The following is a 24,644-nucleotide window of genomic DNA, read 5'->3' as shown; positions in this document are numbered from 1 at the left end:
ACGAGAGCCTGCAGACCACCGTGCCAGCGGTGGTGGGTCTCGATACGCCCCTGCGGGGCTACTCGACCAGCATTCTGCGGGCATCTCTCCCGAGCAGATCCGGGGTCAGCGGCGGCGGCGCAGCAGCGCGTCGAGCGAGAGGCGGCCGGGGCCGGTCAGCACGAGCGCCACCGCTCCGGCGGCCAGCACCAGGACGAACTCGATGCCGCCGGTAGCGGCGAAGAAGCCGCTCGGCAGGTGGACGACGACGAGCGCGACGACCGCCGTGATCGCGAGGCCGGCGGCGGCGATCCGGGTCAGCAGGCCGACGATGATCGCGGCGCCGCCGAGCAGCTCGGTGAAGGCGGCGACCGGGGCGAGGACGGCCGCGAACGGGATCCCCATCGCTCCGAAGCCCTCGGTCGTCGCGGCGAGGCCGTCGACGGCGATCTTCTGCCAGCCGTGCGCGAGGAACACGGCGCCCAGCGCGAGGCGGAGGACGAGCAGTCCGGCGGAGGCCCCCGGCAGCGCGCCGCGGCGGGCCGAGGAGGAGGTGGTCGGGCGGTCCAGCGTGGTGGTCATGGCGTGCCTTCCGGTCGGAGCGGATCTCGAGGGGGAGTGCCGCACGCCGTCGTGCTCGTGCTCGACCGTAGGCGCGACCGCCGCCCGCCCGAGCTCCGTGGAGTGGACACTGAGAACTCGCACAGGCTCACTCCAGGCTCCAGCCCCCGCACACGCTGGAGCCGGCGCCGCCCTCCTCACGAAGGCGGCGCCGGCTCCCGCACCGATCCTCAGCAGCTCGCGGCCGGGTACTCCTCGCTCTGCTCGCGCGCCACGTCCTCGCCGTCGACGGTGCCCGTCACGGTCAGGTCGACCGCGTCGGCCGGCACCGTCTTGGCCCGGGTGGTGAAGGAGTGGAACGCGCTCTTCCCGGGCGCGACGGCGGTGAACGCCTTCTCGCCGTAGGCCGTCGTCATCGTGATCCCCACCGGCACGTCGGCCGTGTTGACCGCGGTGACGCCCAGCTGCACCTTGCCCGCGACGCACCGGCTCTGCACCGTCACGTCCAGGTCCGGCAGCGCCGGGGCGGCGGGGGCGACCGCCGCGACTCCGAGCCACGAGATCACCGGCTTCTCGCCGCCCGCGCCCTCGTTCGTCACCCGGTACTCCACCGTGGTCGGCGCAGCGAGGGTGAAGGTCAGCGCCCCGGTCAGCGGCGTGCTCGTGCCCGACAGCGGGATGTTGCCCTTGGCCAGCTCCACGCCCCCGGCCGAGACCGTGTGGTTCATCGTCCGGCTGAGGTTCCACCACTCGGTGAACCCGCCCGTCAGCGTGTACGTCCCGGCGGCCAGCGGCAGCCGGTAGATCAGCTGCGTCGTGTCCTGGTAGAGACCGGTCGAGAACTTGTCGTTCAGGTCCGTCCCGGTCTTCACCTTCATGCCCTCCGGCGCGAAGCCCCACTGGTCGGCGGCGGTCGAGGCCCGGTCCGACACGGCGTTGAGCAGCGACGGGACGGCCGCCTGCACCGCGCCGTACTGCGGCGAGGAGGTCGCCGCGGTGCCGGAGTCGATGTAGTAGACGAGCCCCTCCGGCACGATCTCGTAGCGCGCGGTCACCTTCGCGCCGTTCGCGAGCGTCCCGCGCAGGGTGACCGGCGCGTAGTCGGTGCGGGTCTGCGCCGCGGAGTCCGCGTCCCAGGTGATGCCGACGGAGGCGCCGTCGACCGTCACAGTGGTCGGCAGGGCGGCACTCGCGGTGAGCGCGCCCTGGTAGCCGAGGTCGCGGGTCACGCTCTGGACGTAGACCAGCGCGAGCCGCGCGTTGTAGCCGCTCGTCCCGTCGGTCCCGAAGGACACGTCGACGACGCCCGGCGCCGCGAGGGTCACCTGCTGGCGCACCGGCGTGGCCGCCCCGGTCGAGACCGCGGTGGCGCGCTTCGTCGTGCCGGCCGCGGTGACGGTCGAGACGACGTTGGTGGTCAATCCGGCCCGCGGCGCCTGCACGGCGACGACGTCGTAGGTCCCGGCGGGCAGCGTCAGGTGCGTCACGACGGGCTTGCCGAAGTCGGCCGGCACGTACGAGGAGCTCCAGTCCGCGGGGTTGCCCGGGACGACCGCGCCGGTCGACGTGGTCGAGTAGCCCCACGTGCTCCCCGCGGACACCCCGTCCCACTTCCGGTCGGCGGCGTCGTTGAGGACGCCCGGCTGGCTCGCCTTCACGGCCGCGTAGGCGGATCCGGCCGCCGAGCCGCTCGAACCCGAGTCGACGAAGTAGCGCAGGTCGGCGGGAGTGACGAGCAGCGGCACCGAGAAGCGCTGGAACACTCCGGTCGAGGCGACCTTCTCGGTGGTCCGGCCGGTCAGCCGCACCGTGCCGAGCTCGGCCGTCCCGGCGAGGGCCTGCGCCGCTCCCGCGTCCCAGGTCACGGCGCGGTCGGCGCCCTCGAGGGTCAGGGTCTTCGGCAGTCCGGCGGAGGTGGTCCCGGCGATCAGGCCGAGGTCGCGGACGTCGGTGCTCACGCCCTCGGGCACGAGCTCCGCGGCGGTCCGGCTGAGGCGCGCCACCAGAGCGGCGGCCCCCTCCGCGTCGAGGCCGTAGCCGGCCGGGTCGGCCAGCGCCGATCGGGCGGAACCCACGACGCTCGCGAACGGAGCCCAGGAGGAGGCGCTCCACTCCGCCTCGACGAAGCGCTCGGCCGTCGCCAGCGCCGCCGCGAGGGCGGTGGTGTCGACCGCGGACGAGTCCGCGTTCGCGACGACCACGCCGACCGCATCCACGTTCAGGACGCCGTCGTTCGCCGTCTCCAGCACCACCGTGTGCGCGCCGTCCGCGAGACCGCGGAGCTGGAACGCCGTGCGCTCGCTGCCCGCCGCCCAGGTCGGCGCGTTCGTCGCCACCCGGACGCCGTCCACCGTGACGTTCAGCGTCGCGGCCCCGGTGTTGCTGCCGAGGACGTCGAGTCCGGTCCCGGTGAAGGAGTAGCTCAGCGCCGCGCCCTTGCCGGTGCTCTTCGACGCCGTGCGCTGCCACTCGAACATGCCCTGGCCGTTGACGTGCGTCCACTGCTCGTCGAACTCGAGGATCGGCGTCGAGCCGTCGCTCCAGCTGGTCTGGTGCATGCCGTCGACGACGGTGGAGTAGTAGGGAGTGAAGCCGGGCACCTGCTCGACGACGAGGTCGTCGAACTGCGTGAAGGTGAAGGCCGAGCCGAGCTGCACGCGTCCCGCGGCCTGCGGCGCCGGGTCGGTGTACGCGGCGACCTGCACTCCGTTGAGGTAGGCGGTGTACTTGTCGCCCGCCACCTGCACGGCGATCCGGTTCCACACTCCGGTGCCGGTGCGGAACGCCGTGCCGGGGGTGGCGGAGGCGGTGCCGGACGCGACGGAGGTGCCGTAGCGCAGCAGGCTCCAGGCGCCCGTCGCGTCGACCCGCAGCTCGGCCGCGGAGACGTTCTGCCCGTTGGGCGTCCCGCCCTGCTCGCGGGCGCCGAGGGTCGCGTACGGGGTGCCGCCGTTCTCGAAGAGCACGTCGACCGAGGCGCGGTAGTTCGCCCAGCGGTAGTCGCCGATCGTCGTCTTCGGATCGCCGCCGTTCCAGGCGGAGCCGTTCATGCCCGGGCCGACCTGCTGGCGCAGCACGCGGTCGCGCGCGGCGTCGCCGGTCGCCACGGACTCGAAGGCGCCGTTGGTGTCGTTCGTGTAGCGCGGGATCGCGCCGTCGTCCTCCGGCTGCACCGCGGGGGTGCCGGCGGGCTTCGCCTTCGCGCCGCGGCTGTCGAGGAACGACTCGCCGGAGTCGCTCAGCGCCCCGGTCGCCGGGTCGTAGGAGCGGATGTCCGCCGCCTCGGCGTAGTCGAAGTCGTCCGCGTAGAGGACGGAGTCGGTGGTGACGCCGTTGGCGTCGCCGCTCGCGTCGGTGTCGAGCACGTCGCGGCCGCCGTCGGCGTCGGTGTACTCGGGCGAGGTCGGCAGGGTCGAGCCGTAGCCCTCACGCGGAGTGAGGACACCGCCGGCGCTCGCCGCGTGGTCGAGCGTGGTGGCGGTCGCCGTCGACCAGGGCTTCACGGTCACCGTGTACACGCCGTCCACGGCGGACAGCTCCGACACGGGCACGACGTAGTTCGCGTCGTAGGCCTCGCCGGCGTCGGCCGCGCGGGTCTCCCAGACCTCCATCGTGCGGTCGTCGCCCAGGTCGAGGTCCTCCGCAGAGAGCGCGTAGGTCTTCTCGAACGGACTGTCGTTGACGATCACGGTCGAGAAGTCCGAGCCGTCCGGCGCGGCGAGCGTCGTGTACGACACCGCGCCGGTCGAGGCGCCGCTGGGCGGATTGCCGCCGCCGAGCGCGCTGCCGGAGGCCTGCGGGATGCCGCGCCAGACGCCCGCGGTGTTGTCCTCGTTCTCCCAGCCGAGCTGCGCGAACTGCGTGTACTGCTCGACCGCGGCCAGGCCGCCGTCGTAGTAGAGCCAGCCCGACCACGGGTCGCGGGCGCTGACGAGCTCCTTCGAGGAGTACTGGAAGCCGTCGTAGAAGGAGCCGATCGCGGGCTGGAAGATGTTCAGGGTCCGCAGCGACTTCGCGAAGCCGGAGGTGACCCAGTTGCTCATCTCGAGCGCGCTGTTGGTGCCGCCGAACTCGGTCCCGGTGCCGCCCTGGCCGTCGGGGTTCGTGTTGTTCGGGCGGTCGGCGGAGTTGGAGAAGGTCGCCTGGCCCTCGGAGTTCCAGATCTCCTTGTCGTAGGTCTGCGCGAACCTCTTCAGGTTCCCGTTCGCGTCGTCCGAGGTGGCGTAGTGGAAGCCGACGACGTCGACGGCGTCGCGGAGCGACGGGTCGGTGGTCGAGTTCAGCTGGTCGCCGAAGGAGGTCGGGGGAGTGCCGACCGTGTCCGCCGCGACCGTGCGGATCGCGCGGTAGCGCTCGCCCTCGTCCGCCGAGGCGAAGCCGTTGCTCGGGTCCTGCGCGCTCGCGCCCTCGTAGCCCTTGCTGTCGGTGCGGAGCCAGGTGGAGAACTTCTTGTAGAGCGCGGCGTTCGGGCTCGTGGTCTCGTTGGTGTCCGGGTTGATCGAGTCGACCATGATCCCGTACTCGCGCTCCGCCGCCAGGACGGTGTTCTTGAACCAGATGTACTGGTCCTCGTCGCTGGTCACCCAGGTGGGGCGGCTCCAGCGCAGGATGCTGACGTGCACGTCGCCCTCGGCGACCTTCTGCGCGTCCGCCGCCAGCTGGAAGCCGGGCTCGCGCTGCACGTTCGGGTACTCGTCGCGCGAGCGCATCGTCGCGACGTTCGGCCCGGTCGAGGTGTTGCGGTCGTTGCCCATCTCGATCTTGATGGTGGTCATGATCGGGTGCTCGCCGCCGAAGAGCGTCTCGATCAGCTCCCAGTACTTCTCGGGGTGCTGCGACTTGTAGTCGAGCAGCAGCGCGCTGGTCGAGTTCGCGGAGAGGATGCCGAAGCCCTTGAAGGTCAGGGCGTTGACGCTCTCCGCCGCGGCGGCGACGTCGGCCGCCGTGATCGTCACGGCCTGGACGTCGGAGGGTGCGGCCTGGGCGGCCGGCACCTGGGCGAGCCCCGCGGCGAGCAGGGCGCCGAGCGCGGTCGCCGCGACGAGGGTCCGTCCCCTCCCCTCCTTCCTGCGGTGCGGCCTGCTGTGCGAGGGGGGCTCGGGCTGCGAGCCTCGAGCGTGCCGGGGAGAGCGGTTGAGCATGAGTGCGCCTCGTCGTCGAGTCGAATGGGATGAGCGATCCGCCAACTCCGATCATTTCAGAACATGAGGAGAGCGCTCGCTGTGGTCACCGTATCCGAGCGGTTTCGCGGGCGCAACGGCTCGAAGCGGCTCGCGAGCAGGGTCTTTCCACTCGGAGCGACCACGGGATAGTCTGCTCGGCAGCGCGGAACGCTCTTCCTTCGATGATCGATAATGATCGAATGGGAGGGGCGGGACGCGCGACGACGAGTCGGCGACGAGGCCGGCCGGAGAACGGAGAACCCCCGCCATGACCACCCGCCCCACACGGATCCGTCCCCTTCTCACCCGCGGAACCGCCGGCATCGCCGGAGGCCTGCTCCTGCTCGGCGTCGCCGGCACCGCGTTCGCCGACGAGCAGCAGGGCGCCGACGACGTCGACGTCAACGTGCAGATCGCGCCGCTCACCACGCCCGGCTCGCTCTCGATGACCGTCGCGAGCGACTCCACCGCCCTGACCGAGAACGGCTCGAACAGCGTCGTCCGCCAGTTCACCGGCACCCTGCCCACCGTCACCGTCACCGACACCCGCGACGCCGCCGACATCCCGGCCGGCGCCGGCTGGTACGTCCTCGGAACCGCCAGCGACTTCACCTCGTCGACCGGCGACACCATCGGCGCGGAGAACCTCGGCTGGGCGCCGAACCTGATCGACGGCGGCGACTCCGGCCTCGTCGCCGAGGGCGACGTCGTCGACACCGCCCTCGACGGCGGCCCCGACGGCGTCGGCCTCGTCGACCAGGAACTGCTCGCCATCACCAACGACTCCGCCGGCGTCGCCGAGGAGGGCTCCTGGACCGCCAACGCGGCCCTGACCCTCAAGACCCCGACCACCGTCGACGCGGGCGACTACAGCTCCACCCTCACCCTCTCGCTCTTCGAGTGATCATGGTGGTCGACTAGCCGCCCCCGGCGACGAGCCTTTCCCTGCTGGTCGAGTAGCCCCCGCAGACGGCGTGTCTTTCATGCTGGTCGAGTAGCCGCCGCAGGCGGCGTATCGAGACCCACCCTCCTGAACCCGATGCGCCCGGTCTGCGGCCTCCTCGATCAGCACGAATCCTCGAGTGGACCCGCGACGGGCCTCGAGTCCCGAGCAGGCCCCTGTAGGCGTCCACTCGGCGGGGCCGGCTCGCGCGAGTGGACGCGCGTCGGGCGCTGCGCCCAGGCCGGAGCCCGGTCCGGGTCCACTCGCGCGCCCGCCTCATGCTGGTCGAGTAGACGCCGCAGTCGGCGTATCGAGACCCGGCGTGCTGGGGACGGTGGATCTCGATACGCCCGCGATGCGGGCTGCTCGATCGGCAAGAAGGGGCTGCTCGATCGGCAGGGGGTCGATGAGGCCGGCGGGTGCGGTGCCCGCGAGCGTTCGGTATCGTGGCGCGCTCCGAGACCCGAGGGGGGCATCGTGGGGCGTCAGCACACCATCGCAGGAGCCGTCGGGATCCTTCTGCTCGCGCTCTCCGGCTGCGCCTCGCCCGCGGATCCCGAGCCGGAGGGGTCCGGCGGCGGGCTCGACCTCGCCGTGTCCGCGGTCTGCGAGGCGGGCGCGGATCCGCAGTGCACGGCGGTCGGCGGCCAGGACGTGCTCGTCGACCCGGCGGCGTTCACCCGGGCGGGTGTCGCCTCGGTCCAGGTGTCCGGCACCGGCGACGCGCAGACCGTCGACGTGCGCTTCGACGAGGACGGCGCCGAGCTCTTCCAGGACGCGACGGCGGAGGCGGCGGACGCCGGCCCGGACGCGCGCCTGCTGCTGCGGGCCGGCGACGTGGTCGTCTCGGCCGTGGCCGTGATGCAGGCGATCGAGGGCGACTCGGTGCAGATCCTCCCCGGCGACGAGGACGCGCGGGAGCTCGCCGACCGCATCCGCGCGGGCTGACCCGGGCGGTCAGGACGCCGGCGGCTCCTCCACGCCGAGCTGCACGGCCAGCTCCATGCAGCGCACGCGGGCGGGGGAGAAGTCGTAGGGCAGGCTCCGGATGACGTCCGCCGCGCTCCGGGCGCGCGCATCGGCCGCGGGGGCGGGCGCCTCGGCGTCCTCGGGCAGGTGCCGCTCGTCCCAGGCGTCGGCGAGAGCGTCGTCCTCCTCCAGCTGACCGGACTCGACGCAGACGCGCAGCAGCTCCGTCTCGAAGGCGTGCCGCTCGGCCGCCACCTGCGCGACGCGGGGGTCGTCGACGGCGACGGAATCGTCCAGGGCCTCCTCGGCGGCGTCGACCCGGTCGGACGCGGCGCGCAGCTCGGGATGCGCAGCGAGCGCGGCGAAGCGGCCCGCCTGGATCGCGGCGCCGAGCGGGCCGAACACCCGCTCGGTGACCAGCAGGACGTCCAGATCGTCCTGGCGCAGCGAGCCCTCGGGCGCGCCCTCCAGGCGGCCGGAGACGAGGTCGTCGAGCAGGCCCAGCCGGCTGCCGAGCGTGCGCATGCGCTGCACCGACGCCCGCTGCCGCTGCAGCTCGGCCTCCTGCGCGGCGAGGGTCTCCTCCAGCCGGGCGAGGACGGCGGCGACCTCGTCCTCGTCGTCCGCGGCCACCGGCTCGGCGCCGGCGAAGGCGTCGCGGATGTCGTCGAGGGCGATCCCGGCGTCGGCCGTGCGGCGGATCCAGAGCAGCCGGACGATCTCCGCGTGCCCGTACCGGCGACGCCCGTCGCCGCCCCGCTCGCGCTCGGGGAGCAGGCCGATCTGGTGGTAGTGCCGGATCGTCCGGGGCGTGATGCCGACGAACGCCGCGGCGTCGCCGATCAGGACCTCACGGGGCGGGGTCGGGAACGAGAGCATGGCGGGCCTTCCGGGTCGGGTCGGGACGTGCTTCGAGCAGACCACATGACGCTGCGGCAGGAGCAAGGCGCTCGACGTGTCCGGCGACGGTGGATCTCGATACGCCCGCTGCGCGGGCTACTCGATCAGCATGAAAGAGGAGCCCGCGTGCAGAGCATGCTGGTCGAGTAGCCGCCGGAGGCGGCGTATCGAGACCCGGGCTCCGGGGGACGTTGGATCTCGATACGCCCGCTGCGCGGGCTACTCGATCAGCATGTGGGGGCCGCTGCGCGGGCCGTCCGGTCAGCATGGAAGGGGAGTCCGCGTGCTGTGCATGCTGGTCGAGTAGCCGCCGCAGGCGGCGTATCGAGACCCACCCCTCCGGGAGGCGTGCCTCGTCCTCGAGCAGCCGGCGGTCAGGCGCGCGCCCGCGGGGCCGCGGCGCTCTCGCGGAGGACGAGCTCCGGGAGCTCGGAGGAGAAGGCGGCGCCCGTGCGGCCCTCCATCGCGGGCAGGAGCAGGCCGAAGCCGCGGCGGCCGAGGCCGGCGAAGTCCTGGCGGACCGTCGTCAGGGCGGGCGTCCACATCCGGGCGAGCGGGTGGTCGTCGAAGCCGACGACGCTGATGTCCTCGGGGACGCGCAGCCCGGCCTCGGTGATGCCCTTGATCACTCCCATGGCGATCTCGTCGTTGCCGCAGAAGACGGCGGTGACGCTGGGGTCCTCGACCAGCCGAGCGGCGAGCAGTCGCCCGGACTCCGGCTCCCAGGTCGCCTCGAGCGGGGTCGGCGCGGTGGCCACTCCCGCGGCCTTCAGCGCGCGGCGCCAGCCGGTCGTGCGGCCGTCCTCGCGCCGCGACGGCGGGATGCGGATGTGGTGCACCGTCGCGTGCCCCAGCTCGAGCAGGTGCTCCGTCAGCGCCTGGGCTGCGCGGAGCTCGTCGAGCACCGCCTGCGGCCGCCGCCCGCGGACCCCCGAGAGCGCGACGACCGGCACGGTCTCCGGGATCGCCGCGAGCACGGCCACGCCGGGCGGATCGAACTTGAGGACGACGATCCCGTCGGGGCTCTGGTCGAGCACCGAGGAGAGCGCCCGCTCGACGTGCTCCGGGTCGGCCGACTCGACGACGGTGATGGTGACGGTCCAGCCGCCGGCGCGCGCCTCCTCCTCGATGCCGCGGATCGCCTCGGCGTAGCCGTACTGCGAGGTGTTGCCGGCGACGACGGCGATGGTGCGCGAGCGCCGGGTGACGAGGTTCCGGGCGACGGCGCTGGGCCGGTAGTTGAGCTCCGCGATGGCGGCGAGCACCCGCTCGCGCTTGTCGGGGGCGACCCGCGCGGCGCCGGTCAGCACCCGCGACACGGTCGGGACCGAGACGCCGGCGAGGCGGGCGACGTCGGCGATGACCGGGGCCCTCGTCGACCTGTCGCGCGTCACGCCGTCCCGCTTCCGTCCTCGACCGTCCTGCAAGTGCCCGGCGAGCCACGACGGAGCGAGGGCGACCGGCTCGGTGCCGCGGGCTCCGGCGGTGGTCACTTCACCGCGCCGCTCGTGATGCCGGAGATGATCTTGCGCTGCGCGAAGACGAACACCAGGAGCAGGGGCAGGCTCATCAGGATGATATAGGAGAAGATCAGGTGCCAGTTCTGCAGGTAGAGCCCGGCGCTGGCGACCTGGTAGAGGTTCAGCGGCAGGGTGTCGAGGCGGCCGCCGACCACGAAGAGCGCGTAGAAGACGTCGTTCCAGATGTAGAGGCAGATCAGGATCGTCGCGGTCGCGAGCACCGGCATCAGCAGCGGCAGGATGATCGTGAAGAACACCCGGATCGGCCGCGCGCCGTCGACGCGGGCCGCCTCCTCCAGCTCCGCCGGAATGGTGCGGACGAAGCCGGTGACGAAGAAGATCACGGTCGAGAGGTACATCCCCATGTACACGCCGACCATGCCGACGGCGGTGCCGGCGAGGCCGAGCTGGCGCAGCAGCAGCACCACGGTGACGACCGCGGGCGGCAGGACGATGCCGCTGATGGCGAGCGCGTAGACGACGGCCATCCCGCGACCGGTGCGGCGGCCGAGGATCCAGGCGGCCATCGAGCCGAGCACGAGCACACCGAGCACCGAGGGCACCATCACGAGGACGCTGCCGAGGAACGCGGGGACCATGCGGCCGTCGGTGAAGACGGTCGCGAAGTTCTCGAGCAGCTGCCACTGCGAGGGGGCGGCGAGGTTGGGGTTCAGCGCCTCCGCCTGGGTCTTGCCCGCGGTGCTGACGATCAGCCAGAACGGCACGCCGAGCAGCAGGGCGACGCTGGCGAGGGCGGCGATCGGCTGCAGCAGCGGGCGGCGGGAGCGGCGGACCCGCGACTCCGGGGCGGCGGGAGTGGACGTGACCGGTCGCTCGATGACGGTGCTCACAGGACGTCCTCTCGACGGCGCAGGGTGCGGATGACGGGGAAGGCGAGGACGGCGACGGTGACGAAGAGGATCAGGCTCATCGTCGTCGCCTGCGCGAACAGGCCCTGGCCGAAGGTGCGGAAGATGAAGATGTTGAGCAGCTCGGTCGTGCCGCCGGGGCCGCCCTCGGTGGTGGCCTGGACGATGTCGAAGCCGTTCATCGAGCCCAGCAGCGCGGTGGCGACGTTGAAGGTCAGCGCCGGCGCGATCAGCGGGAAGCGGATGTCGCGGAAGGTCTGCCGCCAGGAGGAGCCGTCCAAGCGCGCGGCCTCGAGCACGTCGCCGGAGATCGTCTTGAGCCCGGCCAGGTAGATGAGCATCGACAGGCCCATCCACTTCCAGGAGTGGATCAGGGCGACGACGACGATCGTCCAGGTGGTGTCGCCGAGCCAGGCGATCGAGACCGGCTGCCCGGAGACGAAGGAGAGGATCCCGTTCAGCGCGCCGTCGGGCTTGAGCAGCGCCTGGAAGACGTAGCCGACCGCGAGGGCGGACATGATCACCGGGATGAAGAACATCACCCGGGCGAAGCGGTTGACCCGGGTGTCCTTCTCCAACAGCAGCGCGAGGATCAGGCCGAAGACGTTCTGGAAGACCGCGACGAGCACCGCGTAGACCAGCGTCACCCGCAGCGCCTGGATCAGCGTGCCGCTCTGGAAGAGGTCGACGAAGTTCGCGACGCCGACGAAGCCGATGGCGGCCTTGAAGCTGGACCAGTCGGTGAAGGCGTAGACGAAGTTGAACACCGTCGGCACGAAGAAGAAGACGATCAGGACCAGGAGGGCCGGCACGAGGAAGACCAGCGGGTGGTCGGAGCGGCGTCCGCTCGGCATGCCGCCGGTCTTCACGGCGCGGGCGAGGACCCGGGGTGGCGCGGCGGCTCGGGTGGTGGACACGCGGGGCACTGCCTTTCGAGAGAGGGGGTCGTGCGCGGGAGGGTCCGGGGCCCGCCGTCGTAGCCGGGCCCCGGTGTCGAGCGGCTAGAAGCCGGTGGCGCCCTGCGCCTTCGCGAGCTGCGCGAACTGGTCCTGCGTCGCCTGCGCGACCTGCTCCGGGGTCTTGGTGCCCTGGATCATGTCGGCGAGGTAGATGTACAGGTCGGGGTTCGCGATGGCCTGGGCCTGCATCGAGCCGACCGAGTCGCCGACGGAGTCGCTGACCGAGACGAGCGCGGTGGGCACGGTGTCGGGCGTGGTGACCGAGGGCTGGAGCGAGATGGTGTCCTGCGCGGTGACGAAGTCCGAGTAGCCGTCGCCGAGCCAGTAGGAGAGGAACTGGCGCGAGGCCGCCTCCTTCTTCTCGTCTCCGGTCGCGAAGGCGACGAGCGCGTTCGACTGGTCCGGGATGAAGGTGCCGACGTTGCCCGAGGGCGAGATCGGGAAGAAGCCGATGGTGTCGTTCAGCGTCGCGGTGTCGGACAGCGACTGCAGCTGGCCGAAGAACGAGTTGACCTGGACGACCATCGCCGCGTTGCCGGCGAGCAGGGCAGCGCCCTGGTCCTCGAAGGTCGCGGTCTTGATGTCCTCGTTGAACAGGCCCTCGTCGATCAGACCCTTGTAGGTGTCGATCGTGCCCTGGATCGTCGGGTCGGTGAACTTCTCCTCGCCCGAGTTCACGCGGTCCCAGAGGCCGTCCTTCGCGGCGTCGGCGAGCTGCACCTGCACCCACCACTGAGTGGCCCAGCGGTCGGCGCCCATCTCGAAGAACGGCGTCTCGCCGGCGGTCTTGAGCTGGCGGGCGGTCGCGAGGAACGAGTCCCAGTCGGTCGGTGTCTCCGTGATGCCGTTCGCCTCGAAGACCTTCTTGTTGTAGTAGACGCCCTCGACCGCGGGCGTGGTCACCAGCGCGGCGTAGCGGGTGTCGTCGAGCAGGCCGGTGATGTCCTTCAGCGAGGGGTCGACGTCCTCGAGCCAGGGCGCTCCGTCGAGGCTCTGCAGGTTCGTCGAGGCGTTGAGCGCGGTGAGCTGCGAGGCGGTGGGCTGCCAGAAGGCGAGGTCGGGCTTGTCGCCGGTGGCGACCTTGGTCTGCACGCCCTGCTCGTAGGGGTCCGGGATGGTCTCGACGTCGACGCTGGCGCCGGTGAGCTCCTCGAAGCCCTCGATGACCGACTCCGGGACGGTGTTGGAGTTCTGCGCGGCCCAGATGGTGAGGTCGGTGCCGGACAGGTCGGCGTCCTGGGCGGGCCAGGAGGCGGGTGCGGCGTCGCCGCCCGCGGTGCCGCCGCCGGCCCCGGGGTCGCTGCAGCCGGCGAGGAGCAGGGCGGAGGCCGCCGTGAGGACGGCCGCGCTGAGGAGTGACTTCTTCATCGAAATACTCGAGCTTTCTGTGAGGGGAGAGGGTGTGCCGGGACGGGTGGATCCGGCAGGGGTCAGGTGGTGCGGAGGGACAGGCGGAAGGTGCGGGCGGAGGGACCGGAGCCGGTGGGCCGGACGATGAGGCGGGCAGTGCTGGGCTCCCACTCGACGGGCCAGGCCGTCAGCGCGACCGGGAACACGACCGAGACGTCGACGTCCTGACCGCGCAGGTCCGGGACGTGCAGCACGACGTCGTCGCTGCCGCTGCGGCGCCAGACCGAGACCAGGTGCTCGTCCTCGGTCCGCAGCGCCAGGGCGACCGCGTCGTCCGTCCAGCCCGGCAGCCCGAGCGGCCAGCGCGGGAGGGACGCCGCGATCGGCCCGCGGAGTCGCTTCGCCGCGGCGACCGCCTCATGCACCAGGGCGAGCTGCGGGTCGGACATCCGGTTGAGGTAGCCCGAGAGGTAGAACCGGCCGAGGAGCCCGGTGACCAGGCAGAACGCGATCTCCTCGTCGTCCATGTCGGCCTGCGGGTACGCCCAGCTGGCGGCCTGCTCCGGCAGGAGCATCATCGGCGCGGCGGCCGCGATCGGCGGGTAGCGGCGGAAGTCCTGCTGGTCGGAGGTCGACTGCATCTGCAGGCGGGACATCACGGCCCAGTCCTGCCGCATCGCGCCCGAGGAGCAGCTCTCGATCACCAGGGTCGGGTGCCGGTCGAGCACGCCGTCGAGCCAGGCGAGGTAGGCACGGTTGTGGCCGAGCAGGCCCGCGCCGATCGAGTCGGCGCCGCGGTCGGTGCCGGGGCCGGCGTCGACGTTGTAGTCGAGCTTGAAGAAGCCGATGCCGAAGTCGGCGATCAGGCGGTCGACGGTCGCGTCGAGGTGCGCGCGCGCCGCGGGGTGGCGCAGGTCGAGGTGGAACCGCTCGTGCTCCTCGATCCGGGCGCCGGCGCGCTGCAGGAACGCGTCGTCCGGCAGCTCGCCGGCGAGGGGGCTGTCCACGCCGATGACCTCGGGCTCCAGCCACAGCCCCGGCACCAGACCGCGGGCGCGGATCCGCTCGATCACCTCGCAGAGGCCGTCCGGGAAGCGGACCGTGGAGGGCTGCCAGGCGCCGACGCTGCTCCACCAGCCGCCGGCGACCCCGCTGTCGTCGTACCAGCCGGCGTCGATGCAGAAGATCTCGGCGCCCGCCGCGCCCGCCGCGTCGATGAGCGGCAGCAGCTTCGCGGTGGTCGGGTCGCCGTCGAGGGTGTTCATGTAGTCGTTGAAGACGACGGGCATCCCCGCGTTGTCCGGGTGCGCGCGGCGCCGGGCCCGGCGGCTGAGGGTGAGCGCGTCCGCGGCGGCCGTCGTGTCGGCGCCGACGGCGACCGTGACGGGGACGGAGCGGAACTCCTCGCCGGGCTCGAGCACGCAGAGCCAGCCGTGGTCGAGGTCCGTCGGGCCGGAGAGGGCGATCGAGCCGCCGTCGATGTCCTCGCCGACCTCCCAGCGCCAGGCGCCGTTGTGCTCGATCTGCCAGAGGAGGGCGGCGTCGGGGGCGTGGAGGCCGGCGACCGGGAGCTGCTCTCCGGTGGACCAGCTGCCGGTCGAGACCGCGCCGACCGCGCCGCGCGGGTCGTGCCCGGTGATGTCCTCGCGGAGGGTGACCAGGCCGGCTTCGCGCAGCGGCGTGCTGCTCCAGCGGCCCTCGCCGAGCCAGTCGTTCCGGCCGCGCAGCAGCGACCAGCGGGCGAAGGACTCCTTGCCGGACACCGCCGCGTCATTCACGGTGGCGCCCGGGTCGCAGCTCCAGGAGACGACTGAGCGCAGCACCTGCCGCTCGACCGCGCGGACGACGACCTCGGAGGTGACGGCGGCGACGCCGGGCACCCTCCGGAGCACGGCGGTCGCGACCAGTCCCGGCGCCTCAGCCGTGACCTCCAGCACGTCGAGGCCGTCGACGACGCTCTCGCGGTGCGAGACGTAGCGCAGTGCGGTGCCGAGCTGCGAGTGGGTCAGCCGGCTGCTCGCCGGGGCGTGACCGGCGGCGACGGTGGTGATCTCGAAGAACGGAGCGACGTGCGTCGCCCGGAGCGCGACACCGCGGGCCGTCAGCGCGACCAGCCGGAACGGAGCATCGGCGTCGCAGGCGAACGTCAGCTGCAGGGCCTCGGGGTCTCCCCAGGTCAGGTCGTTCGGCACAGGGGCTCCTCGTCGTCGTGGAGTGGGAAGGGCTCGCTCCCGGTGGAAGCTCGACTGATACTGATACCGATTTCAGTTGAGCGCAAGGGCGAGATGAAACCGTTATCGCTGAGGACGACGGAATCGCGATACCGATTTCAGGATTCTCTGGCCCGCCGGGTCTGAAATCGCTATCGTGCTGGCAGCGGCGCCTCGCCGTCCCCTCCCACAGGAAGAGCATTCGATGATGAAAGCCTCCAGAGCACTGGCCTGCGCCGCCGCGATCGGCGTCGCCCTCAGCGGACTCGGCCTCGTCGCGGTCGCCGCCCCCGCGAGCGCGGCGGGCAGCTCCGAGACCCTCGCCGTGGACTTCTCGCGGTCCACCGGCGATTTCCGCGGCGGTGCCACCGGCACCCTCTACGGCTTCGGCGACGAAGGAGCGCCCACGCAGGCGCTCATCGACGGAGCGCACATCACCAACACCTCGCAGAAGGCGCCGTTCGGCACCCAGCACCCGAGCGGCGACGCCCTCAAGGTCGAGGACGGCTTCTTCGCCAAGCACGGCGAGGACATGTACATCTACACGCAGGACTACTACCCCGACTGGGCCTACAACGGCGGTCAGCGCCCGGGCGACACCCGCACCTACGACCAGGCGACCGGCGCGTACACGAACACGCCGAACGGAGTGTGGGACTACCTCGAGATCGTCGAGTTCGTCACCGAGGCGGTCGCCACGAAGTCGGATCGCCCGCAGGACTACGTGCACATCCCGTTCAACGAGCCGGACGGCGGCAACTGGTACAACGACTGGGGTGCGCTGAAGGACACCTTCCTCGCCGACTGGAAGGCCTCGTACGACGTCATCCAGAAGGTCTACGCCCGCCACGGCCTGGGCACCGCGCGCGTCGGCGGACCCGGCGACGCCTCCTATCACGCCGATCGCACCGCGGACTTCCTCGACTACGCGAAGTCCACCGGCACCCTCCCGCAGGTGATGATCTGGCACGAGCTCGGCATCGACAATCTCGCCACCTTCCGCTCGCACCTGGAGGACTACCGCGCCCTCGAGGACGCCCGCGGGATCGCCGACATCCCGATCAACATCACCGAGTACGGGATGCTGCGCGACATGGGCACGCCCGGCCAGCTGATCCAGTGGCTCGCGATGTTCGAGGACGAGAAGGTCGACGCGCAGGTCGCCTACTGGAACTACGCCGGCAACCTCTCCGACAACAGCGCCCGCCCCAACGCGGCGAACGCCGGCTGGTGGATGTTCAAGTGGTACGGCGACCTCGACGGCTCGAAGACCGTCGCGGTCACGCCCCCGAAGCTGAACACCGCCGACACCCTGCAGGGCATCGGCGCGGTCGACCCGGTGAACAAGCGCGCGACCGTCCTCTACGGCGGCTCGGGCGCGCAGAACGTCGCCCTCGATCTCGACGGGCTCGACCCGGCCGTCTTCGGCTCGACCGTGGACGTCGAGGTCCGCGAGGCGACCCTCTCCGGCGCCCAGGGCGTGCACGGCACGCCGCGCGTGATCGCCGCCGTCGACGGAGCGGCCCTCGCCGCCGGCTCGCTCGATCTGGCGATCCCGAGCTACGACCGCTACGCGGCCTACCAGGTGGTCATCACTCCCGCCCAGGACCGCGTCGTCAGCACCACCGCGAGCTGGCAGACCAGCATCGAGGCCGAGAACACGGCGCTCACCGGCGCCCAGGCCTACACGCAGAACCCGACCGACGGCGGCGGCTGGAAGTTCCTCGCCTCCGGCGGGCGGGACGTCGGATCGTTCAACAACGCCTCCTCGAAGGCCGACTGGACCGTCACCGTCCCGCGCACCGGCAGCTACCGCTTCCAGGTGATCGGATCGACGCCCGGCGTCCCCGGGCGCCACGCCCTCTTCGTCGACGGCGCGAAGAACCGGCTCGTGCAGTACACCGCCGACCTCGCCCTGACGAACACGCAGAAGTGGCAGTACCGCGGCAGCGCCGAGGTGACCGTCGAGCTGACCGCCGGCCAGCACACCCTCTCGCTGCGCGCCAGCGAGAACGGCACGACCTTGCTCCCGAACGCCGACATCACCCTCGACAAATTCCTCCTCACCGACGTCACCGACGGCGAGAAGACCGTCTACCCGGCCTCGACCCTGCGCTACGCGGGCGGCGCGAAGGTCGTCTACGACACGGCGGGCGCGCGCGGCTTCGCGAGCATCGCCGGCCAGCAGCGCGCCGACGTCTACGCGAACGCGTGGAAGACCGGCTACTACGACGTCGCGCTCGACTACCGCACGAGTGGAGCGTCGAGCATCGACGTGTCCGTGAACGGCCGCACGGTCAGCACCGTCAGCGCCGGATCGGCCGGACTCTGGTCCTCGACCACCCGACTGCACCTCGTCGAGGGCATCAACGAGATCGAGCTGCGCTCCGCCGCCGGCGTGCTGCTCAGCACCGTGACGACGACCCGCGCCGCCGATTCCGACTCCGCGGCGACGACGATCGAGGCCGAGAACGCGACGAAGACGGGTGCGGCGGCGAACGCCTCGCTCGCCGCGAGCACCGGCTCCAACGTGTCGGGCGGGCAGTACGTGGGCTTCGTCGGCAACGGCGCGGCCAACACCCTCGAGATCGCGCGGGCCGCGGGCTTCGACACCGCCGGCGCCTACGACCTCTCGGTGACCTACTCCAACGCCGAGCTCAGCGGCCGCCACGACTACAACCCGCAGGTCGTCGACCGCCGGATCGACGTGACGGAGAAGGGGGTCGCCGGCACCGTCGGCAGCGCCTACTTCCGCTACACGATCTCGTGGAACAGCTTCTGGGAGCGCACCGTCCCCCTGACGCTGACCACGGACACCGCGCCGATCGTCCTGGGCAATGCCACGGCGTACGCCCCGAACATCGACAAGGTCACCATCGCGCCCGTCGCCATCGGCACGCCCACCACGGTGTCGCTCGCGCCCGCGCTGCCGACGACCGTCACCGCGTCGAGCCGCTGCGTCGCCGGCAAGGTCGTGCTGACCGTCAGCGCCCGCAACGACGCGACGGTTCCGGCCGACCTGCAGGTCGCGACCAGCCACGGCACGAAGTCGTTCCCGAAGGTCGCGCCCGGCTCGAGTGCCAGCGCCGCCTTCACCGTCCGCGCGACGAGCATGCCGGCCGGAACGGCGACGGTGACCAGCACCGCCACGGTCGGCGGCGCCCCCGCGACGTCCACGACGAGAGCCCCTTACCCGGCGGCCACCTGCTGAGGCCCCGCTGCGCGGGCTACGCGACACCTTCCCTGGTGGTCGAGTAGCCGCCAGGGGCGGCGCCGTTCATGCTGGTCGAGTAGCCGCCGGAGGCGGCGTATCGAGACCCACCCTGCTGGAGGCGGTGGATCTCGATACGCCCGCTGCGCGGGCTACTCGATCAGCATGTTCTCCGCGGGCTGCTCGATCAGCGTGAGCTGGGCGGGCGGCTCGATCTGTGTCGTTCCATGCTGGTCGAGTAGCCGCCGCAGGCGGCGTATCGAGACCCACCCTGCTGGTGACGGTGGATCTACTTGGAAGAGACGCCCGCAGACATGCTGGTCGAGTAGCCCCGCAGGGGCGTATCGAGACCCACCACCGCATGAACGTCGGTTTCTTCCCCGCCCCGCGCTGGCGCCGAAGGTGCCTCCTCCGCTCGATACGCCCCCTGCGAGGGCTACTCGATCAGCATGTGCTCTGCACGCGCGACCGGCATGAGCGCCCTACGACGTGTAACCCGCCTGGATGGTGTCGAGGACCTGGTCGGTGCTCGAGCCGTCGATCCAGTCGACCATGCCCTTGAAGAAGCTGTCGGAGCCGACGGCCTTGGGCATCAGGTCGGAGGCGTCGAAGCGGAACGTGGTGCCCGGGTCCTGCAGGATCGAGATGGAGCTGCGCAGCAGGTCGCTGCTCGCGTTCGCCGGGTCGAGGCCGGTGTTCGCCGAGATGACGCCGCCGAGCTTCACGCGGCTGTTCGCCCAGTCGGCGCTCGCCAGGTACTCCTGCACCTTCGCGGTGTCCGCGTCGTCCGCGAAGGCGGCGACGAACTCGCCGCCGCCGGTGACGGCCTGGTCGTCGTCCGCGTTGATCGGCGGGGTGAGGAACGCCCAGACGTCGCCGTCCTCGGCCACGGTCGCGTCGGCTCCGGTGAGGAAGCCCTCGAAGAAGGACGCCTGGTGGGTCAGCGCGCAGGTGCCGTTGGCCATGTTCTGCGCGACGTCACCGAAGGCGGTCGAGTTGATCGAGGACACGTCGCCGTAGCCCGCGTTCACGAGCGTCGGGTCGAGCAGGATCGAGCCGACCGAGTCGAACGCGGCCTTGATCTTCGGGTCGGTGAACGGGGTGTCGCCCGCGACCCACGAGTCGTAGACGTCCGGACCGGACTCGCGCAGCACCGCATCCTCGATCCAGTCCGTGCCCGGCCAGCCCGACGCGGCGTCGGAGGCGAAGCCCGCACACCAGGACGGTCCGCCGGACTTCTCGGCGATGGTCTTCCCCAGCGCCTCCATCTCGTCCCAGGTCGTCGGGACCGAGACGCCCCACTCCTTGAACTTCGCCGGCGAGTACCAGACGTAGCCCTTCACGCTCGCCATCAGCGGCGCGCCGTACTGGGTGCCGTCGACCTGGCCGTACTTCTGCCAGTCCTCGGACCAGTTCTGCTTCACGTTCGCGAGGGCGCCCTCGGGCAGCTCCTTCACCTTGCCCGAGGCGACGGTGTCGGCGAGGAGTCCCGGCTGCGGGAAGATCGCGAGATCCGGGACGTCACCGCCCTGCACCTTGATGCCGATCTGCTGCTCGAAGCCCTTGTCGCCGGTGTACTTGATGTCGATGCCGGACTCCTTCTCCCAGTCCGCCCAGGACTGCTCGAGCAGGGTCGCCTCGTCGCCGTTGATGGTGCCGTAGACGGTGACGGAGCCGTCGCCCGCGGCGCCGCCGGAGCTCGCGCCGCCGCCGGCGTTCGGGTCGTTGGGGTCGCTGCTGCTGGAGCAGCCCGCGAGGGCGATCCCGGCGGCCGCGAGTACGGCGACCGGAAGGGTGAGACGACGGTGCAGGGATGACCGCATGGTTCCTCCTCGTTGAGTGATGGAGCGACGAGGGGGAGTAGCCCCCCAGCTGCGCCTGCCCAGAGTACGTCCTGAGAGAGCGCTCTCTCGGTAACGATCCGGCGTCGGATCAGCGACGAGCGGCCTGGAACGTCCCCGCCCCGGTCACGTCGGCATCGGAAGTCCGGAGCCGCACAGCGCATTACCACGAATCGTTGCCGAATCGACCCCCTGGCGCGTTCTGCTTCCGGTACCGTCGTTCTGCTCGGCATTCCCGGTCCACCCGCCCGGCGTCCCCCTCTTCCCCGATCCTGGCGGGGGAGCTGCAGGACCTTCGCGGACCCGGGCTCGGCGCGTCCCCGGACGCGCCCCGTCGCCGGCTCCCGCGTACCCGACGCGGGAACGACCCCCGAAAGGCGTCCCCGATGGACCCCGCCCCCGCTCCGCGCACCCCCCTGACGCCGCGCACCTCCCTTGCGCCGCGCACCCCGCTGACGCCGCGGCTCCTCCCGCCGACCCGCCGAGGCCGCCTCCGCGCGTCGCTCCTCGCGATCGCCGCCGCCGCAGCCCTCGTCGTGGTCGGTCTCGTCGTGCCGACCGCGAGCGCCGACACCGCCTGCGCGCCGGGGCAGAACGCCATCGTCTGCGAGAACGCGAAGCCCGGTACCGACCCGTCGGTCTGGGACATCACCGGAGCCGGCGACCCGTCGATCCAGGGCTACTCCACCGACATCAGCGTCAACGTCGGCCAGCGGATCGACTTCAAGATCGACACCGACGCCGCGGCCTACTCCATCGACGTGTACCGCACCGGCTGGTACGCCGGGAAGGGCGCCCGCCTGATCACCTCGGTGACCCCGAGCGCGGCCCTCCCGCAGATCCAGCCCGAGTGCCTCTCCGACGTCACCACCGAGCTCTACGACTGCGGCACCTGGGCCGTCTCGGCGGGCTGGGACGTGCCGAGCACCGCCGTCTCGGGCGTCTACGTCGCCCTGCTCACCCGCGCCGACACGGGCGGCCGGAGCCAGATCACCTTCGTCGTGCGCGACACCGCCAGCACCTCGGCCGTGCTCTTCCAGACCTCCGACCCCACCTGGCAGGCCTACAACACCTACGGCGGCTCGAACTTCTACAGCGGCGGCGCCAACGGCCGCGCCTACAAGCTCAGCTACAACCGGCCCGTCACCACCCGCGGCGACAACCAGGGCCGCGACTTCTACTTCGCCAACGAGTTCCCGCTGGTGCGCTTCCTCGAGCGCAACGGCTACGACGTCAGCTACTTCAGCGGCGTCGACACCGACCGCTTCGGCTCGGCGCTGAAGCAGCACCGCACCTTCCTCTCCGTCGGCCACGACGAGTACTGGTCCGGCGCCCAGCGCGCGAACGTCACCGCCGCGCGCGACGCCGGCGTGAACCTGCAGTTCCTCTCCGGCAACGAGAACTACTGGCGCACCCGCTACGAGCCCTCGCCGACCGCGGGCGGCAAGGACTACCGGACCGTCGTCACCTACAAGGAGACCTGGGCGAACGCCAAGACCGACCCGTCGCCCGAGTCCACCGGCACCTGGCGCGACCCGCGCTTCGCCTCGGTGGCGAACGGCGGCGGCCGGCCCGAGAACAGCCTCGCGGGCACGCTCTACATGGTGAACTACTCGGATCTGCCGGTGACCGTCAGCGCCGCGGAGGGGAAGCTGCGGCTCTGGCGCAACACCTCGCTCACCGGCCTCGCCACCGGGAGCAGCGCCGCGCTCGCCCCGCACACCATCGGCTACGAGTCCAACGAGGACGTCGACAACGGCGCCCGGCCGCCCGGCCTGATCCGCCTCTCGACGACGACCGGCGCCGTCCCCGAGTACCTGCAGGACTTCGGCACCACCGTCGCCGCGGGCACCACCCGGCACAACCTCACCCTGTACAAGGCGGCGAGCGGCGCGCTCGTCTTCTCGGCAGGCTCCGTGCAGTGGACCTGGGGCCTCGACCAGCAGCACGACGGCAACGGTGCCGCCGCGGACGTCCGGATGCAGCAGGCGCAGGTGAACCTCTTCGCCGACATGGGCGTGCAGCCCACCACGCTGATGAGCGGCCTGGTCGCCGCGACGAAGAGCACCGACACCGCGGGCCCGACCGTCGCGGTCTCGAACCCCTCGGGCGCCACCAGCAAGGCCAACGGCAGCACGGTCTCGGTCTCGGGCACCGCGACCGACGCCTCGGGCAAGGTCGCCGGCGTCGAGGTCTCGACCGACGGCGCCACCTGGCACCCGGCGACAGGCACGACGTCCTGGTCGTACAGCTACGTCCAGCACGGCGCCGGCACCGTCTCGATCCGGGTGCGCGCCGTCGACGACAGCGCCAACATCGGCGCCGTCACGAGCCGCGCCGTCACCATCACCGGCACGGCCACCGTGTTCGGCGCCGAGGTGCCGAAGACCGCCGACTCCGGCGACGTCGATCCGGCCACCCTCGGCCTGCGCTTCACCCCGAGCGCCAACGGCTTCATCCAGGGCGTGCGCTTCTACAAGAGCGCGGCCAACACCGGCCCGCACACCGGCACCCTCTGGAGCGTCGACGGCCGGCAGCTGGCCACCGTCGCCTTCGCGAACGAGTCGGCGAGCGGCTGGCAGACCGCCACGTTCGGCGCGCCCGTCGCCGTCACCGCCGGCACCACCTACGTCGTCTCGTACACGACCACGACCGGCCACTACTCGTCCGCCGACTGGTTCTGGTCGAGCACCGGCTACGCCGCCGCCCCGCTGACGGTCGCCGGCGGCTTCGGAGCGACGCCCGCCGGGGTCTACAGCACCACCGGCGGCTTCCCGACCGACAGCTACCGCGCGAACAACTACTTCGTCGACGCCGTCTACAGCACGGTCGACGCCACGCCGCTGAGCGTCGGGTCGCAGACCCCGCTGGCCGGCTCCTCGAGCGTCGCACCGTCGACGAAGGTCGCGGCCGTCTTCTCGAAGGCGGTGACGGCGAGCACCGTCGTGATGACCCTGAAGACCGCCGCCGGCGCGGGCGTCGCGGGCAGCACCGCCTACAACGCCACCACCCGCACCGCCGTGTTCACGCCCACCGCCCCGCTCGCCGCGTCGACCGGGTACACCGCGACGCTCGCCGGCACCGCGACCGGCGGCGGCACCGTCACCGCCGGCGGCAGCTGGACCTTCACCACCCAGGCGCCGGACACCGTCGCGGGAGCCTGCCCCTGCCGGCTCTTCGACGACTCGACGACCCCGGGCATCGCGCAGGTCGCCGAGGGCACGCCCGTCACCCTGGGCACGCGCTTCGCCCCGCTGGTCGACGGCACGATCACGTCGCTCCGCTTCTACAAGGGCCCCGGCAACACCGGTACCCACGTCGGCACGCTCTCGAACGCCGACACCGGCGCCGAGATCGGCCGGGCGACCTTCACCGCCGAGAGCACGGCCGGCTGGCAGCAGGTGACGTTCGCCACTCCGGTGGCCGTGACCGGCGGCACCGACTACGTCGCCGCCTACACGACGACCACCGGCAACTACTCGGCCACGATCAACGGCTTCGGCTCCGGATCCACGCGCGGCCCGCTCGTCACCGCGAGCGACTCCGGCGCGTACACCTACTCCGGCGGCTTCGCGGGGCAGCGCTCGACCACGAACTACCTGGTCGACGTCTCGTTCACGCCGTCGGCGACGCCCACGCCCACTCCGACCCCGACGCCGACCACCCCGTCGGGCACGCGCCTCTTCGCGGATGCGACCCCCGCGACCGCCTCCGCTGAGGACTCGTCCTCGGTCGAGGTCGGGATGTCCTTCACCGCGTCGACGGCGGGCAGCGCCACCGGCATCGCCTTCTACAAGGGCTCCCGCAACACCGGCACCCACGTCGGCTCGCTGTGGGACGCCTCCGGCACGCGGATCGCGCAGGTGACCTTCACCGGCGAGACCGCGACCGGCTGGCAGAGCGCCGCGTTCGCCTCGCCGGTCGAGCTCGTGCCGGGCGCGCGCTACACGGTGTCGTACCTCGCGCCCGCGGGCTACTACGCCGCCACGGGAGCCGGGCTGGCGTCGCCGGTCACGAACGGCGCGCTGACCTCGGCCTCCGGCGACAACGGCGTCTACCGCTACGGATCCGGCGGGGTCATGCCGTCGTCGTCGTACAACTCCACGAACTACTTCGTGGACGTGTACTTCCAGGCGAAGGGGTAGCGGGGCGCGGGAGCAGTGCGTCGAG

General features: G+C 71.8%; 13 protein-coding genes. 4 read left to right on the top strand and 9 right to left on the bottom strand.

Annotated elements, in window-relative coordinates:
• Positions 1–105: 105 nt before the first annotated feature.
• The gene (locus MT353_RS14105) at positions 106–561 is read right to left on the bottom strand and encodes a DoxX family protein (protein ID WP_243615787.1); all 456 of its coding nucleotides are present in this window, start codon (positions 559–561) and stop codon (positions 106–108) included.
• A gap of 209 nt (positions 562–770) precedes the next feature.
• Positions 771–5,681, bottom strand: a complete 4,911-nt coding sequence (locus MT353_RS14100) for a hypothetical protein (protein WP_243624893.1) — start codon at positions 5,679–5,681, stop codon at positions 771–773.
• 289 nt (positions 5,682–5,970) lie between these two features.
• Here MT353_RS14100 and MT353_RS14095 point away from each other — a divergent pair, with 289 nt between their 5' ends.
• Together MT353_RS14095 and MT353_RS14090 are read left to right on the top strand one after the other, a co-directional pair.
• Positions 5,971–6,606: a hypothetical protein gene (locus tag MT353_RS14095; RefSeq protein ID WP_243624892.1), complete on the top strand. Its 636-nt coding sequence runs from the start codon at positions 5,971–5,973 to the stop codon at positions 6,604–6,606.
• Between the two features lie 516 nt (positions 6,607–7,122).
• On the top strand, positions 7,123–7,593 hold the full coding sequence (locus tag MT353_RS14090) for a hypothetical protein (protein WP_243624891.1): 471 nt from the start codon (positions 7,123–7,125) through the stop codon (positions 7,591–7,593).
• 9 nt (positions 7,594–7,602) lie between these two features.
• On the opposite strand, the gene MT353_RS14085 is transcribed toward MT353_RS14090, so the two are convergent.
• The 6 genes from MT353_RS14085 to MT353_RS14060 form a co-directional block, all read right to left on the bottom strand.
• Entirely contained in the window at positions 7,603–8,493 is an 891-nt protein-coding gene (locus MT353_RS14085) for a MerR family transcriptional regulator (protein WP_243624890.1), read from the bottom strand.
• 395 nt (positions 8,494–8,888) lie between these two features.
• Complete coding sequence (locus MT353_RS14080) at positions 8,889–9,908, bottom strand: LacI family DNA-binding transcriptional regulator (RefSeq protein ID WP_243624889.1); 1,020 nt, start codon at positions 9,906–9,908, stop codon at positions 8,889–8,891.
• A gap of 95 nt (positions 9,909–10,003) precedes the next feature.
• Positions 10,004–10,885 carry a carbohydrate ABC transporter permease gene (locus MT353_RS14075; protein ID WP_243624888.1) on the bottom strand — a complete coding sequence of 294 codons (882 nt, stop codon included), beginning with the start codon at positions 10,883–10,885 and terminating at the stop codon, positions 10,004–10,006.
• Positions 10,882–11,820 carry a carbohydrate ABC transporter permease gene (locus tag MT353_RS14070; RefSeq protein ID WP_243624887.1) on the bottom strand — a complete coding sequence of 313 codons (939 nt, stop codon included), beginning with the start codon at positions 11,818–11,820 and terminating at the stop codon, positions 10,882–10,884. The genes MT353_RS14075 and MT353_RS14070 overlap by 4 nt, the downstream gene beginning before the upstream one ends.
• 84 nt (positions 11,821–11,904) lie before the next feature.
• A complete protein-coding gene (locus MT353_RS14065; RefSeq protein WP_243624886.1) occupies positions 11,905–13,230 on the bottom strand; it encodes an ABC transporter substrate-binding protein in 1,326 nt (441 codons plus the stop codon).
• Between the two features lie 62 nt (positions 13,231–13,292).
• Positions 13,293–15,404: a glycoside hydrolase family 36 protein gene (locus MT353_RS14060; RefSeq protein WP_243624885.1), complete on the bottom strand. Its 2,112-nt coding sequence runs from the start codon at positions 15,402–15,404 to the stop codon at positions 13,293–13,295.
• Between the two features lie 226 nt (positions 15,405–15,630).
• Between MT353_RS14060 and MT353_RS14055 the strand changes: the two genes are divergently transcribed.
• Positions 15,631–18,633, top strand: a complete 3,003-nt coding sequence (locus MT353_RS14055; protein ID WP_243624884.1) for a CBM35 domain-containing protein — start codon at positions 15,631–15,633, stop codon at positions 18,631–18,633.
• 482 nt (positions 18,634–19,115) lie between these two features.
• Here MT353_RS14055 and MT353_RS14050 read toward each other — a convergent pair whose 3' ends face one another.
• Positions 19,116–20,456, bottom strand: coding sequence for an ABC transporter substrate-binding protein (locus tag MT353_RS14050; protein ID WP_243624883.1), 1,341 nt, complete (start codon positions 20,454–20,456; stop codon positions 19,116–19,118).
• A gap of 404 nt (positions 20,457–20,860) precedes the next feature.
• Between MT353_RS14050 and MT353_RS14045 the strand changes: the two genes are divergently transcribed.
• A complete protein-coding gene (locus tag MT353_RS14045; RefSeq protein WP_243624882.1) occupies positions 20,861–24,619 on the top strand; it encodes a DUF4082 domain-containing protein in 3,759 nt (1,252 codons plus the stop codon).
• Positions 24,620–24,644 lie beyond the last annotated feature (25 nt).

This window comes from Rathayibacter sp. VKM Ac-2927, assembly GCF_022815525.1.
Lineage (GTDB): Bacteria > Actinomycetota > Actinomycetes > Actinomycetales > Microbacteriaceae > Rathayibacter > Rathayibacter festucae.
The sequence above is the reverse complement of the archived record's forward strand: the minus strand, read 5'-3'. Positions and strand labels throughout refer to the sequence as shown.